Source organism: Nocardia sp. CA-120079 (genome assembly GCF_050955745.1).
GTDB lineage: Bacteria > Actinomycetota > Actinomycetes > Mycobacteriales > Mycobacteriaceae > Nocardia.
Window position 1 is genome coordinate 2,833,622 of sequence record NZ_CP192088.1, and the last position, 14,116, is coordinate 2,847,737.

Annotated in this window: 13 protein-coding genes; 1 reads left to right on the forward strand and 12 read right to left on the reverse strand. The window is 66.0% G+C overall.

Going from position 1 to position 14,116, the window contains the following annotated elements; translation table 11 throughout:
* Positions 1 to 51: 51 nt before the first annotated feature.
* The 5 genes from ACQPYR_RS12715 to ACQPYR_RS12735 form a co-directional block, all read right to left on the reverse strand.
* On the reverse strand, positions 52 to 516 hold the full coding sequence (locus ACQPYR_RS12715; RefSeq protein WP_433631490.1) for a YbaB/EbfC family nucleoid-associated protein: 465 nt from the start codon (positions 514 to 516) through the stop codon (positions 52 to 54).
* A gap of 16 nt (positions 517 to 532) precedes the next feature.
* Complete coding sequence (locus tag ACQPYR_RS12720) at positions 533 to 1,918, reverse strand: hypothetical protein (protein ID WP_433631493.1); 1,386 nt, start codon at positions 1,916 to 1,918, stop codon at positions 533 to 535.
* Positions 1,919 to 1,994: 76 nt separating this feature from the next.
* On the reverse strand, positions 1,995 to 3,440 hold the full coding sequence (gene gndA / locus ACQPYR_RS12725; protein WP_433631496.1) for an NADP-dependent phosphogluconate dehydrogenase: 1,446 nt from the start codon (positions 3,438 to 3,440) through the stop codon (positions 1,995 to 1,997).
* A 569-nt stretch (positions 3,441 to 4,009) separates the two neighbouring features.
* On the reverse strand, positions 4,010 to 4,858 hold the full coding sequence (locus ACQPYR_RS12730) for a tryptophan 2,3-dioxygenase (protein ID WP_433631498.1): 849 nt from the start codon (positions 4,856 to 4,858) through the stop codon (positions 4,010 to 4,012).
* A gap of 57 nt (positions 4,859 to 4,915) precedes the next feature.
* A complete protein-coding gene (locus tag ACQPYR_RS12735) occupies positions 4,916 to 5,764 on the reverse strand; it encodes a helix-turn-helix transcriptional regulator (RefSeq protein ID WP_433631501.1) in 849 nt (282 codons plus the stop codon).
* Positions 5,765 to 5,904: 140 nt separating this feature from the next.
* On the opposite strand from ACQPYR_RS12735, the gene ACQPYR_RS12740 reads away from it, so the two are divergent.
* Entirely contained in the window at positions 5,905 to 6,681 is a 777-nt protein-coding gene (locus ACQPYR_RS12740) for an NAD(P)H-dependent oxidoreductase (RefSeq protein WP_433631503.1), read from the forward strand.
* 116 nt (positions 6,682 to 6,797) lie between these two features.
* Here ACQPYR_RS12740 and ACQPYR_RS12745 read toward each other — a convergent pair whose 3' ends face one another.
* The 7 genes from ACQPYR_RS12745 to ACQPYR_RS12775 form a co-directional block, all read right to left on the reverse strand.
* Positions 6,798 to 7,685, reverse strand: coding sequence for an alpha/beta hydrolase family esterase (locus ACQPYR_RS12745; protein WP_433631506.1), 888 nt, complete (start codon positions 7,683 to 7,685; stop codon positions 6,798 to 6,800).
* 98 nt (positions 7,686 to 7,783) lie between these two features.
* A complete protein-coding gene (locus ACQPYR_RS12750; RefSeq protein ID WP_433631509.1) occupies positions 7,784 to 8,971 on the reverse strand; it encodes an MFS transporter in 1,188 nt (395 codons plus the stop codon).
* A complete protein-coding gene (locus tag ACQPYR_RS12755) occupies positions 8,968 to 9,546 on the reverse strand; it encodes a histidine phosphatase family protein (protein ID WP_433631512.1) in 579 nt (192 codons plus the stop codon). The genes ACQPYR_RS12750 and ACQPYR_RS12755 overlap by 4 nt, the downstream gene beginning before the upstream one ends.
* Entirely contained in the window at positions 9,533 to 10,321 is a 789-nt protein-coding gene (locus tag ACQPYR_RS12760) for an SDR family oxidoreductase (RefSeq protein ID WP_433631515.1), read from the reverse strand. Before ACQPYR_RS12760 ends, ACQPYR_RS12755 begins: the two co-directional genes overlap by 14 nt.
* Positions 10,322 to 10,327: 6 nt before the next feature.
* Positions 10,328 to 11,593, reverse strand: coding sequence for an ATP-grasp domain-containing protein (locus ACQPYR_RS12765; protein ID WP_433631518.1), 1,266 nt, complete (start codon positions 11,591 to 11,593; stop codon positions 10,328 to 10,330).
* Positions 11,581 to 12,834 (reverse strand): ATP-grasp domain-containing protein, encoded by a 1,254-nt coding sequence (locus ACQPYR_RS12770; RefSeq protein WP_433631520.1) that lies wholly within the window; start codon positions 12,832 to 12,834, stop codon positions 11,581 to 11,583. Before ACQPYR_RS12770 ends, ACQPYR_RS12765 begins: the two co-directional genes overlap by 13 nt.
* Positions 12,824 to 13,924: a radical SAM protein gene (locus ACQPYR_RS12775; RefSeq protein ID WP_433631523.1), complete on the reverse strand. Its 1,101-nt coding sequence runs from the start codon at positions 13,922 to 13,924 to the stop codon at positions 12,824 to 12,826. Before ACQPYR_RS12775 ends, ACQPYR_RS12770 begins: the two co-directional genes overlap by 11 nt.
* Positions 13,925 to 14,116 lie beyond the last annotated feature (192 nt).

Below are 14,116 nucleotides of genomic sequence, written 5' to 3' on the forward strand. Positions count from 1 at the left end.
CCTTCAACCCTCACCAGCGAAACCGAGGAGGCGATTGCCTGGCAAAGAATCTTACTGTGAACGAGGCTCGTCTTCCCAATTCTGGGAATAGTCCGGCTGTTCGTTGCGATTCTCGACTTCGCTCGGCGCGCGCAGGCTCGGTGCGCCGAACACCAGATCAGGCAGGTCGGGCATAGCGTGGACGGCCGCGGCGACCGGGGCCAGCATTTGTATGGTCTGCTCCCGCACGCGACGGGCCGCCTCGCGCCCGGCCTCGGTGACCGAGCGGCCCAGTTGTTCGGCGGTACTATGCGCGGCGTCCGCGGTGAACCGCACATCGATGAGGACGCCGGATCTGTCGACTGTCACTTCCACCAGACCATCTGCCGAGGTCGCACAACTCCGTGCGGTGTCCAACTTTCGCTGGGCCTCGGCCTGGTCGGCGCGTTGCTCGGCGAGTGCGTCGAGAATGTTCTCGACCTGATTGCGTATCCCGAAGTTGGCCGAGCGCAGCCCTTCTCGTTCCCACCGGTCCATGACTTCCCTCCGGGTCTCAGCCGTGGCGTTCGGCGTATCGGCGTTCGAAGTCGGCGATATAGACCGGCGGATCAATGGACGACGACGACTGCTCCAGCACACCGTCGTCGCCGACATAGAAGATCGCCCGATCGGTCGCGACCATCCCGGCGGGCACCGGCACATGCACCATCCAGCCGACGCCGAATCGTTCGGCGGCCAATTGCTCGAGCGGATATCCCGTGGTGTCCAGTACGCGCCCGGTGATGTAATCGCGCACCCGGGAGATCGCCTCCGCGGCGTGCATCGGCTCGGGCGTCGGCGGCGCCAATCCGGCCAGCGAGTAATGATAGAGCGCACCGTCGATATCGAACCGGCCGTCCTCACCGAACACCGCGACTAGTTCCCGGCGCGTGACCTTGCCGCCCTCGGCCGCGGCGAGCAGCGCGGGAATCGCTTCGCGTGCACCAGGATTCGGCTCCGCGCCGAGCAGTTCAGCGACGATCCCCAGCACCGTTTCCCTGGTCCACACCCCCGGGACCGCAACGGCGCACTCCTCCGCGGACGGCGACGCCCCGCGATACCAGCGCCCGGACTCCCACCAGTAGCAGAACGACAGCAGACCCGATGCGGCGCGCGGGTCGAGTACCGGATCGGCTACCCAATCCGGTGCGCCTGCATAGAGATTCGGCATCGGCTCGCCGCCGTTGTAGACCGCGTCCAGGGTCGGGGCATTCCACACCCCGCCGGAGAGCACGGCCCGCCCGGCTGGGAGCGCGTGCAGCGTCGACCCGTGCAATGCCGCGCCCTCGAACACTCCCGTCCACGGCTCCATCCGCGGACCGTGCTCCGACCGGGCGGCGACGAATGCCGCGGCGATCGTCGCCCAGCGCGCCCACATCTGCGGAAATGGGGGAAATTCGTATTCCGCCAGTGTCGCCCACACCTGTCCGGATCGATCTGCGCGCGCCTGGGCAGCGGCCTGCTGCGGTGTGCGACGTTGGCGGTCGCCGTGGCCGATGTAGGCGCCCATCCACACCGGTACTTCGGCGCGCGGATACGCCTCGAGGTCGGCGCGGTATGCCTCTGGCGGGAACAGCTGTCCAGGAGGAAACGGCTGCTCGCCGTAGTCGTAATCGATGTCGATCGCGCCGGAGTCGGCCAGTACGACCAGCATGCGCCACCACGGCCCGCCATTGGAGCGGGCCGCGAGCGTACGCATTTCTCGGACGAGAGCGAGGATCGACTCCGGAGGCGATAGCGGAACCACCTGATCGCCCACGGAGTACGCGAGTTGCCCGACTTCCCCCGCCACCGTGACCGCGAAGACCGCGTCCGCTTGCTGCCAACCCGTTGGCCCGAGCGCTTTCAGCGCATCGGCGAGCCGCTGCTCGGCGGCTGGTTCGTGTGGTTCGTCCGCCAAACAGTCCTCCTCATGCGAGCGCGGTACACCCAGCCCCTAATTTTGGGGTCTTCCCAGAGCTGGGACGGCACTCGAATCAGTCGGCCGAAACCTCGCTGCGGTCGCCGCTCCACAGCGTGTGGTACTTGCCCGGCGCATCGATGCGCTCGTAGGTGTGCGCGCCGAAGAAGTCGCGTTGACCCTGAGTGAGGGCGGCGGGCAGCCGTTCGGCGCGCAGGGCGTCGTAGTAGGAGAGCGAGGATGCGAACGCGGGCACCGGGATGCCGAGCAGGGTGGCGGTTGCGACCACGCGGCGCCAGCTGTCGATAGCCGTTTCGATCGCCTCGCGGAAGTACGGGGCCAGGATCAGGCTCGGCAGTTCCGGGTTCTGGTCGTATGCCTCTTTGATCCGGTTCAGGAAGCGGGCTCGGATGATGCAGCCGCCGCGCCAGATGGTGGCCATGTCGCCGGGGCGCAGGTCCCAGTTGTATTCGGTACTGCCCGCGGCGATCTGATCGAAGCCCTGGGCGTACGCGACGATCTTCGACGCGTAGAGCGCCTGGCGGATGTCCTCGGTGAATTGCGCGACGTCGGTGGGCTTTTCGCCGAGCTTGCCCGCGGCGAGACCGACCGCGGCCTTGCGTTGCGCGCGCGAGCCCGACAGCGCCCGCGCGAAGACCGCCTCGGCGATGCCGGTGACCGGGATACCCAGATCGAGTGCGGACTTCACGGTCCAGCGACCGGTGCCCTTCTGCTCGGCCGCGTCGACGATGACATCCACCAGCGGCTGACCGGTCTTCGCATCGACCTGGTTGAGTACCTCGGCGGTGATCTCGACGAGGTAGCTCTCGAGTTCGCCGGAGTTCCACTGCGTGAACACATCGGCGATCTGCTTGGCGTCGAAGCCGAGCGCGTCGCGGAACAGGTGGTAGGCCTCGCCGATCAGCTGCATATCGGCGTATTCGATGCCGTTGTGCACCATCTTGACGAAGTGTCCGGAGCCGTCGGGTCCGATATGCGTGCAGCAAGGCGTGCCGTCCACCTGCGCCGCAATCGATTCCAGCAGCGGACCAAGGGATTCGTAGGACTCCTTGGGGCCACCCGGCATGATCGCCGGACCGTTGAGCGCGCCCTCCTCACCACCGGAGATGCCCGCGCCGACGAAGTTCAACCCGCGCGCCTTCATGGCGGCCTCGCGGCGAATGGTGTCGGTGTAGAGCGCGTTGCCGCCGTCGATGATGATGTCGCCGGGCTCCATGGCAGCGGCGAGTTCCTCGATGACGGCGTCGGTCGGATCGCCTGCTTTGACCATGATCAGCACCCGGCGCGGCTTCTCCAGCGCCGCGACGAACTCCTCGATCGTTTCGGTGCGCACGAAGTCGCCGTCGCCGCCGTGCTCGGCAAGCAGCGCGTCGGTCTTGGCGATGCTGCGGTTGTGCAGTGCCACCGTGTAGCCGTGCTTGGCGAAGTTCCGGGCGATATTGCTACCCATGACCGCCAGGCCGGTAACCCCGATCTGTGCGGATGCTGTTGCGGACGCCATATATCAGCCCTCTCGGTTCGGCGTTGTCACCTTCGGTGGAAGCCTAGTCCTAGTCCCGTTTCGCCCTTCGCTGGTGTTCGTGTCAGCTCCGGACCAGAGTGGTCAGCAGAACCGGATACCGGGCGGGGCACTCGCGGATGATCGAGCCTCAACCGGCGGGGTCGTGGATTACGTTGTCCCAGCCGGTGTCCTCACGCGGGGGTCTGATCGGTGCCGGTTCGTGCGGTGGCGTCTCGATGAATCTCCTGGGCCATACGGTCGGTAGCTTGCCCCAAACGTCGATCGATACGACGTGCGGCGGCGGACATGATCTCCGCGACCTTGGAACTCCACATCTGGATACTTGCCTATCTCGACCTGGCCGGATGCCTGCAGTGGATCGAACTCGATGGTTTCGGTGGCGGTGAAAGTGCCCGGCCAGTCGGCCGGTCGGCCCGCAGAGACTGTGCCGCAGCCGATCGCGGACACTTGTCGCCGACTGGTGTCGCGCGGCGCGTTCGGACTCGGCGCGTGCTCGGTGCTGGAACGCCGAGCAGTGGCGATTCGACCAGGACAACCGCCGACTTCGGTCAATGTCCGGTCCAGGTGCGGACGGCGAACAGTTCTGGAAAATAGGTGTGCTCGAGCGCGCGTTGCAGGAATCCGGCCCCGCTGGATCCGCCTGTCCCGCTCCGTCTTCCGATGACGCGCAGCACCGTGCGAAGGTGCCGGAACCGCCACAACTGGAAGTTCTCCTCCAGGTCGACCAGTTCCTCGAATGTCTCGTACACGGACCAATGTTCCTCCGGCGCTTCGTAAATCGACTGCACCAGGGTGAGCAATTCGGAGTCGAGCGTGTGAGCTCGGGTGACATCCCGTTCCAGCATCGAGCGCGGCACAGCGAGCCCGGTGCGGGCGAGGTGCTGCCAGAATGCGTCGTAGAGGGTCGGTTCCCGCATGAGCGTATCCAGCACTTCATGCGCCGAGGCGTCGGATTCGAACACCCGAAGTACGGCCGCGTTCTTATTACCGAGAATGAACTCGATGGCACGGTACTGGTAAGACTGGAACCCGGAAGAGCTCCCCAGAAAATCACGGAACTGCGCGTATTCGGTGGGTGTCAGCGTCGCGAGCACGGACCACTGTTCGGTCAGCGTCTTCTGGATATGTTTCACCCGCGCAATGCATTTGAGGGCGACACCCAGGTCGTCGGCATCGAAAGCCGCACGCGCGGCTCGCAGTTCGTGCAGTACCAGCTTCAGCCACAGTTCGGTGGTCTGGTGCTGAATGATGAACAGCAGCTCATCGTGCTGCTCCGGTCGGCTGACCGGATGCTGTGCGCTCAGCAGGGTGTCGAGGTCGAGGTACGCGCCGTAGCTCATGCGAGAGCTGAAATCGGTGACGATATCGCCGTCGAGGGCGTCGCGTTGGCTGGTCATCAGCGGCCCCGTTCTCCAGTGACCCCAATTCACGGTATTGCATGAATGTGGCGCTCGCTAGGGTCGTGTCATATGCCGGTCGGGCGCGTCGGTGTCCGTGGCACCGAGGCTTGCGAGTAGGCGCAGGTTGTCGTGGGATTCGCTGCCGGGTGCGGCGGAGAGGATGACAAGTTCGGTGCCGGTTTCCTCCGGCAGCGCGAAGTTTTCCTGATGTAGGTCCAGGATGCCGACCAGGGGATGGCTGAAGGCCTTGCGGCCGTGGGTTCGGGACCGGACGTCGGCGCGCGCCCATAGCTTGCGGAAGCGATCGCTGTTCACGGCGAGCTCGCCGATCAGTGCCGACAGTTTCGGATCGTCGGGATATTTGCCCGCCGCGAGGCGCAGATGGCCGACGACGTCGCGGGTACAGACTTCCCAATCGGCGTAGAGCGCGTGCGAGCCGCCGTCCAAGAAGATGTGGCGGGCGATATTCAGGCCCTTCATCGGGCTGTGCCCGTACAGCAGTTCCGCGAGCCGGTTGCCCGCCATCACGTCGAGGCGGTGGTCGACGATGAATGCGGGCGCATCCGGGATGAGATCCAGTACTCGCCGGAGCTCGGGGCGGATGCGTACATTCGGAGCCGACTTAGCCGGGCGCCGCGGGCGGCGGGCCAGCCGGTGCAGATGCTCGCGTTCCACTTCGGCGAGGCCGAGCACCCTGGCCAGCGCATCGAGAACCTGCGCGGATGGCTGCCGAGCTCGCCCCTGTTCCAGACGCACGTAGTAGTCGACGCTCACCCCGGACAGATGCGCGACCTCCTCGCGGCGCAATCCGGCCACTCGACGGCGCGAATCGGTCGCAATGCCGACGGATCCGGGATCCACCCGGGACCGCCGCGTGCGCAGGAAGTCGCTGAGCTCGTCCATCCCTCCAGTATTGCCACGGCTGCGCGGGGCGAGGGTGGTCCTGTCGATACCAGGAAGTCCCGTCCGATGGAAGAAGCGTCCCTGAACAGCGGCCGCGGCGACGCCGAATATCGAACACATCCGATCCGAAGGAGCAGCAAATGCGGACACTCATCGTGCACGCCCACCCCGAACCGCGGTCACTCAACGGCGCGCTCAAGGACATCGCGGTGACCACCCTGCGCGAGGCCGGGCATGAGGTGCAGGTCAGCGACCTGTACGCGATGCGATGGAAGCCGACGGTCGACGCCGACGATTTCGGCGGAGTGCGTGGTCCACTGCGGGTCCCCGCGGACTCCGGCCGCGCGTACGACACCGGCACACTCACCGCCGATATTGCGGCCGAGCAGGAAAAACTGCGCTGGGCCGATATCGTGATCTTTCAATTCCCGCTGTGGTGGTACTCGATGCCCGCAATCCTCAAGGGCTGGGTCGACCGAGTCTTCACTTACCACTTCGCCTATGGCGTAGGCGAACACAGCGATACCCGCTACGGCGACCGTTACGGGGAGGGCACCCTCGCGGGCAAGCGGGCCATGCTGTCGGTGACGGTCGGCGGTCGCGAATCGCATTACACCGACCGCGGCATCAACGGCCCCATCGACGATCTCCTCTTCCCGATCCAGCACGGCATCTTCTACTACCCCGGCATGGACGTGCTGCCACCGTTCGTGACCTACGGCACGGATCGCCTTTCGCCCGATGACTTCACCGACACCGCCAAGGCGTGGGAGCAGCGTCTACTGTCGATCGAACAGACCGACCCGATCGCCTTCCGCACCCAGAACGGCGGCGACTACGAAATGCCCGCCCTGCGCCTGCGCGAAGGTCTGGAAGCCAAGGGCCGCACGGGATTCGGACTACACGTTCGTGCCTGATCCGACGGACTCGGTACCGATCCTGACCATTTCCCATGGCTGGACAACCGATCACCATGTATCGGTGGCGGCAAATGTCGAGAATGCCCCGCCACCAGCGCATTCTCGTCGGGTGGTCACGTTGTTGGGAGCTTGCGGGTTGCTGCCGGGGTCAGGAGGGGGTGGGCGAAGTGGTAGATCTGTTCTGCGGCGTCGAATTCGGTGGTTACGGCGGCGGCGGGGGAGTCGGCCCATTCGGCGGGGACGGGCGTGCCCGGCCAGGTGTGGCCGCCGCCGAATACCGTCCACGCCGTGACCTGCGTCCCGCCGACGCCGCCGGTCATGGTGTGTCGGCCCGAGTGCTCGGTCGTGATCGTGCCACCGTCGTGCCAGCAGCGATCGAGTGCCTGCCAGTGACGAGCGGTTTCGAGCAATCCCAGTGTGCGGCCGCGCGGTTCGCCGTGCGGGCCGGGGTGGCGGGAGTGGCCGCCGGTGATCGGTTGGATCGGGTCGGCATCGCCGTTGACGAGCATTGCCGAGACCGCGTGGGTGGGGCGGATATCGAGCAATGCCGCGGGGAACCCGCCTGCGACCGCGGCGAATACCGGTACTCGGTCGGCGGCTGTCAGTGCGAAGCGGTGAGACATGAACGCGCCGTTGGACATTCCGACGACGAGTGTCCGATCCGGTGCGGTGCCGAACCGATCAGCGCACCAATCGATCACCGCGTGCAGAAATGACACATCGTCGACGCCTGCCTCGTCGGCGATTGTGACACCGCGCCCATCGGCCCAGCACCCACCGTGACCGTAGGGATAGGCGACGGCAATGCCCCATTCGTCGGCATGGGCGGCGAAACTGGTCCAGTCGTACATGATCGGCCGGGTGTACGTTCTCGTGCTGCCCGAGTGATTCCCGTGCAGCACCAGCACCAGCGGCGCGTTCCGCGCGCGCGGCGGGCGCACGGCAAAACTGCGCGCGAGCCCGTCGACGGCCAACTCGCCGGTCACCAATTCATCGCTCACCAGCACCGGTATACCGCTCAGCACGTAACTCGGCCAGGGACCGAGCCTGGAGTTGTGCCGAACCGGTAGCGAGATCGATGGGGGAGGTTGCACTCGTTTCACACATCGATCAGGTGTGTGGCGCGGCGCTGCGCCCAGCGTGCGATCGGTCCGGTGCAGACGCCGGCGGAGAGAAATATGCCGCCGAGCAGAATCCATCCGGGCGGACCCCAATCGATGCAGATCACGCTGAGCAAGGCTGGGGCGCCGGCGATGAAGGCTCCGGTGCCCATGGCGAAGATTCCTTGATAGCGGCCTTGTGCGTGATCCGGTGCCAGCGCGAAACTCAGTTCGAATTCGCCTGCGGCGTGGCCGATCTCGCCCAATGTGTGCACTATTACCGCGAGAGTCGACACGAGCATGGCGAATACCGGTGAGCCTGTTCCGCTTACGCAGAACAGCAGGCAGCCCAGCGTCAGCAGGACGGCAGCCTGGCGGGTGATCGTGATTCCGTCGGCGATGGAATCGACGCGACGGCCCGCCCGCACCTGCAGACCGACGACGAGCAGGGTGTTCGTCAGCAGCAGCGGCGAAATCAGCCAGGCCGGAGCGGCGGTGTGGGTGACGATCCACAGCGGCAGCGCGACGGTGAGCACCCCATACTGCAGCGACAGCACGCCGTATACGCCGGTGACGGCCAGGAATGGCAGGTTCAAGCGCCCGGCGCGCACGGTACGGCCGGGCCCGGGCAGCGGGGGCTGTCGTGGAATACGAGCTGCCACGAGCGCGGTGAGCAGGAAACTGGCGGCATCGACGAGGATCAGCACCGAATAGGCTGTGCGCGTATCGAATCGGATGGCCAAACCCGCACCGGCGGCACCCGAAGCCACGCCGATATTGGTGACGGATCGCAGATAGCCGCGCAGACGCGCTCGCTCATTCCCGCCAATCCGTGCGATCAGCGCGCCACGCACCGCTCTACTGCTCTGCTCGGCGATGCCGACCGCGGCCGCGACGACCACGAACATCGCGAAACTGTGGACCAAGACGAGACTGCCGGTGGCCAGCGCCTCGGCGGTCAGCGTGATCAGGTAGATCTCGCGCGCACCGAAGCGATCGGCGAGGTGCCCCACCACTGGCCCCGCACCGAGTCCGGTCACACCGGCGATGGTCAGCCCGATTCCCACCTCGGTGCCGCTCAACCCCACCGAGCGGGTCAGAAAGAGAACCGCGCCTGCGAGATACAGGCCGTTGCCGACGGCGGTGATCAGCACAGCGCAGGCCAGTGCCCGGACGGGCCCGCTCACCACAGGACCATGGCGTCCGCAGGTCCGGGACACGGAATATCCGCCCATTCATCGGACGGGATATCGGCAAGCGTGCCGACCAGCGCCAATGCTGTATTCGCGTGGGTGACCACGACAAGCCGACCGGTGCTCCGGGGTCGCTCGGCGCAATGATCGAGCAGTACGGGAACGGCCCGCCGCGCCACCGCCGCCAGTCCTTCCCGGCCGTCGAATGCGTCGATATCGCCTGCCAGCCAGCGCGCGAACCCATCCTGGTTGGTACTCGCGATTTGGGCCCGGGTGCGGCCTTCCCATGATCCGAGCGATTCTTCGCGCAGCCCGCTGCTGATCGAGATCTGGTGCGGGTCGAATTCGGCGGCCAGGGCGATCGCCACGGCAGTTTGTCGTGCCCGGATCAGATCGCTGCTGAGGATGCGTTCCGGGAGCGGTCGCCGCAGCGCCCTGCCGAGTTCGGCCGCGCGCGTCCGCCCCTCCGCCGACAAGGGGACATCGGTTTGACCACTGAATCGCCCCGCTCGTGACCATGCGGTCGGGCCGTGCCTGGCTATGACGATCTCCCAGTCAGGTACGGCCACCGGAGCCGCCCGAGACATCGATGGAACTGCCGGTCACATAGGAGCAGATCGGCGAAAGTAGTAGTGCCGCAACGGGAGCCACCTCCTGCGGTGTTCCGAAGCGCCCCAGCAGTATGCCTCGGCGGCCGGCCTCGGCCGCACCCCAATCCTCGAACGGCTCGGCCGTCCCGGCCGCGAGGTATCGGGCGTGCTGGCGGTCGGTCGCGATCGCACCGAGGCTGATCGCATTGACGAGAACCCCGGACGGCGCAAGTTCGACGGCGAGTGAGCGGGTCAGATTGGCCACGGCGGCGCGCGTCGCGCTGACGGCGGCCATGCCCGGATCGGGCGCGTGCGCGGTGACACCATTGACGACCACCACCCGTCCGGCGTCCGACGCGGACAGCGCGGGCAGCGCCGGGGTGACCAGGTTCAGCACCGATCCCACTTTCACCTGGAATTGGTTGTGCCACTCCGGCTCCGGTGTTGTCAGTACACCGCCGCAGACCCCGGCTCCCGCATTGGCAAGCACACCGTCGAGCCGTCCGAATCGTTCGAAAGCCCGTCCGACAGCGTGTTCGAGAGCCGCCGCATCCCGAACGTCGGCGGTGTGCGTCAGCAGCCGGTCGGCATGCTCAGGAGGTAGTGCGGCACGCATCTGCTCCAGCGCCGCGGCGTCTCTGGCGCAGGTCGCGACCGCGGCGTCCTCGGCGAGCAGCAGCGCCACCACCGCTCGTCCGATACCACGGCTGCCACCCGTGACGTAATAGGCGCGTCCGGCCAGTCCGAGATCCATCGCGGCTCAGCACCGTCCCTTCGCGGACTCGGCAGGCAGGTGCTCGTCCAGCCACGCGATGACAGAGTCGTACACCCGTCGCACACCGATATGGTCGTCACCCGTCAGCAACGCATCGACCACATAATCCGACACCTTCGCGGCCCGACCGGGGCGATCATCCCGGTGGGACCGCAAGTGCAGGACGCCGGGCAGATCGCAGCGCAGGCCGGCGGGGATCGATCGCGGAGATCGCGGCACCACGATATCCCCAAAGCAGCGGCCGGATTCGGGCATCGTGCGCTCGACGGGCACGTCGATGCCTGCCTGCCCGAGACAGGAAGCCTGTTCCAGATCGATACCGAGGGCTTCGCGGGCGATCTGGTTCAGATTGCCGCCACCGGTGCGGCAGGCGATCTCGCAGAGCATCGGGCCGTGGCGGGGGTGATCGAAAAGCTCGCAATGAAAACTCATGGTCTCCTCCGGGGCGGGCAGTGCGCGCAGCAGCCGGGTGAGGTAATCGCGGGCCGCCGCGACGCGCGGATCGTCGGCGTCGAGCAGCAGAATGCCATGCGGCGCCAGCTCGACCAGCGAGTGCAGGCAGGTTCGGGTGTAGGTCCCGACCATGACGGCCTGGACTTGTCCGGCTCGCATCAATCCGTCCACCGAAAGCATCGGCGCCGCAACCCGTTCCTCGACGAGGTAGTCGGCGGGGTCGTCACACGACAGCGCGCGGGCATGTACCCAGGACTCGATCTCGGCTCGGTCGTGCAGCTCGATGACGCCGACCGAGCCCGACCCGTCGACCGGTTTGACCACCACACCGTCGGGGTGGCTGTCCGCGAAGTCCATCAGAGTGGAAACCGAGTCGACGAACTCATGGTCCGGAACGCGCAGTTCGGCCCGGCCTGCCAGTGATTTCATGACGGACTTGTTCCGAAACGCGGTGGCCGATGCCAGGCTCTGGCCCGAAATATCGAGGTAGGCGCGCAGTTCGGCGGCGCGGACGAGATCACATTCGCTCAGTGCGACGATCCGGTCGAAGGGCTGTTCGGCATGCGCGACGATCACCGCTTGATCGATGGCTCGGTTGCGCTTCCAATCCGGAAACAGGTGTGCGGTCGAGTATTGATGTGTCCCAGCGAGAAAGGTGCGACTCGAAGGCGTATCTTCCGCGAAAAGGGTTGTCCGGATGCCGAATTCCGAAAGCCAGCGATCGTAGCGATGCGTGGTCAGCGGCTTCTTCGACAACACCGCCACCCGGCGCGGAGGCTCGCGGATCAATTCAGCCACCGAGTCTCCTCAGCCCACCAGCGTGTCGTCTCCCGGATTCGGTCCCGCACCTGTTCGGCGGTGTCGGCACGCACCGCGACCGCCGCCGCCGAATGTGCGGCGTACTCGGGTCCGTGCGCGAAAGTGCCTGCGGACATATGCAACTCGAGCTCCGTCCCGGCAACTGGGCAGGCACCAGGGGCCGGCTCGAATCGGCCGCGTCCGGGTGGGAAGAGGACCCAGCCAACGGCGCGGCGTGGCGTTGCGGGTTGGTGCGTCAGTTCGAGGCCGAGTCCGCACTGCCCGCGCAGATTCTCGCGGGACAGATGCACGCCGAACGCTTCACGGTAGGTGCGGGCGATGAAAGCGCCGCCGGTTCGTGAAGCGACCTCACAGAGCACCGGCCTGCCGTGCGCCGGTATCCACGCCTCCAGGTGGAAACTCGTCGGGAACGACGGGGTCGGCAGTGCGCGGTGGACATCAGCGGCAAAGCGCTGCAGCAGAACAGTTCTCGGGTCGTCCGGGGCGAGCAGCACGCTGGACAACTCGGACGCCGTTTGTGCCGCTTCGGCATTGCCGCTGTTGTACTGGCTCGGCCAGCAGTGCGCCACCGCCGCGTCGGCTATGACGCCGTCCACATGGAAGAAGTCGCCGTCGATGTATTCCTCGGCAATCCACCGGCCCGAACACTGTGGCGCCGCGGGTAGTTCACCCGATTTCAGGAATGCGGTGACATCCGGCCCGTCGCGCAGGATGCGCACGCCGATGGACGCGGAGCCGCGACGCGGCTTCACGACGACGGGAAGTCCTACCTCCTCGGTGAATTCGATCAGGTCGGTGGGCCGGTCGATCGCCCGCAGCCGAGGGACCTCCACCCCGGCCCGTGCCGCCGTATCCTTCATGATCAGCTTGTCACGGTAGGCGCGCGCGGATTCCAGCGTCTGCCCTGGCAATCCGAGCCGATCGCGCAGCCGTGCGCTGCGCAGCACATCGTCCTCACTCGAACTGGCGACGAGACCGATTCGGTGTTCGCGCGCCGCGCATTCGGCCGTCCACTCCGTGGACCACGATTGGTAGTCCGATACGGTCCGGCAGTCGCGAAACCGGCCGCGCACCTGCGCGCCGATATCCGCCAACGCCCCGGGCACGGTGACGAGAACGGTGTCGGTCACCACCTCCGCGAGCCACTCGTGCAGCGGGCGCTCGATGAGCGGTTTGCGCGAGAGAAGCAAGATCCGCTGCGGCGCAGACTTATTCGGCATGTACGACAGCCAATGGCAACAGTGCTGCCGGTTTCCACTCGGGCGCGGGATTCACCACCCCGGTCGGGGAGGACCAGTTCAGCCGTGCCGGGCACGATGCGACGCCGTTGGCGTCCATGATCTTCGGATACAACTCACGGCGACGTTGGACGCACGCGAGCAGGCCACCGTCCTCGGGAAACCAGCTGCCCAGGTACTCATCGGAGAAATTGCACACCAGCGCATGGCCGCAGGGCTCGCAGTAGATCTTGGCCACATTGGCGCAATCCTTGACCGTGAATCCCAGATTTCGTGCGGGTGGGTAGCAGGAGACGGTCACCTCGGGGCCCCCGGGCTGCTGCACCTCCTCGTACAACTCTTCCATGATTCCGGTGAACCGATCGAACAGCACCGTGGGACTCAGGCTCAGCTCGGTCTGATTGGCGGCCGCGAGTCCGGATGGAATCCACGGCTTGATCTGCACGACGTCGACGCCGATCTCGCGCATGATGCGATAGATCTTCGGTGCCTCGTCGAAGTTGTGCTTGCCGAGCCCGATTCGGATGAACACCCACAGTCCGGCCGCCTTGGCCAGTCGGATGTTGCGCAGGATCAGTTCGGCGTCATCGGATTTCGAGCCCTTCATCAGGGCCGCAAGCCGCGTGGCATCGGCGGTGTTGTAGGTGACCTTCACTCCGGACAACTTCATATCGACCAGTCGGGCGATCCGCTTCTCGTTCAGCAACGTGCCGTTGGTCACCAGGCGCGTGGTGATGCCGCGTTCGCCCAGTGGGCGGAAGACCTCCTCGACCAGATCCAGTGCCATCAGGGGCTCACCGCCGGTTCCATAGACCGCCTCGGGTCGTTCCGGCTCGGTGGGCGAGTCGATCCAGTCGAACAGCGACTGCGCGAAGCGCCCGGTGTCCAACGGATTCAACCGTTTGCCGATGTAGTCCTCGTTCACACAGAAGATGCACGACCGATTGCATCCGTCGAGAAATTTGACTTCGACGCCGTCGACGGGCAGATAACCGGCCAAGTCGGTTTGCGGGAAGTTCTCGGACCGGAACTTGCGGTATCTATCCGGGAGCGTGTCCCGCTCGCTGGCCATCACGACATCTCCTCTGCTGGAGTCGATTTCGCAGTCGCTGCGCCCCGCAGACGGCCGCCGGCTCGATGCTGTGACTCGCAAAAGCATTGGGGTGCAAGGAAAGCAGGCCCACTTCGAGCCAGGAGAAATTGTCCGTCATCGGCCCGATGACGGCTCTTCCCCGCATTGAGAAATCAGGTCCAGCGGGTGCCG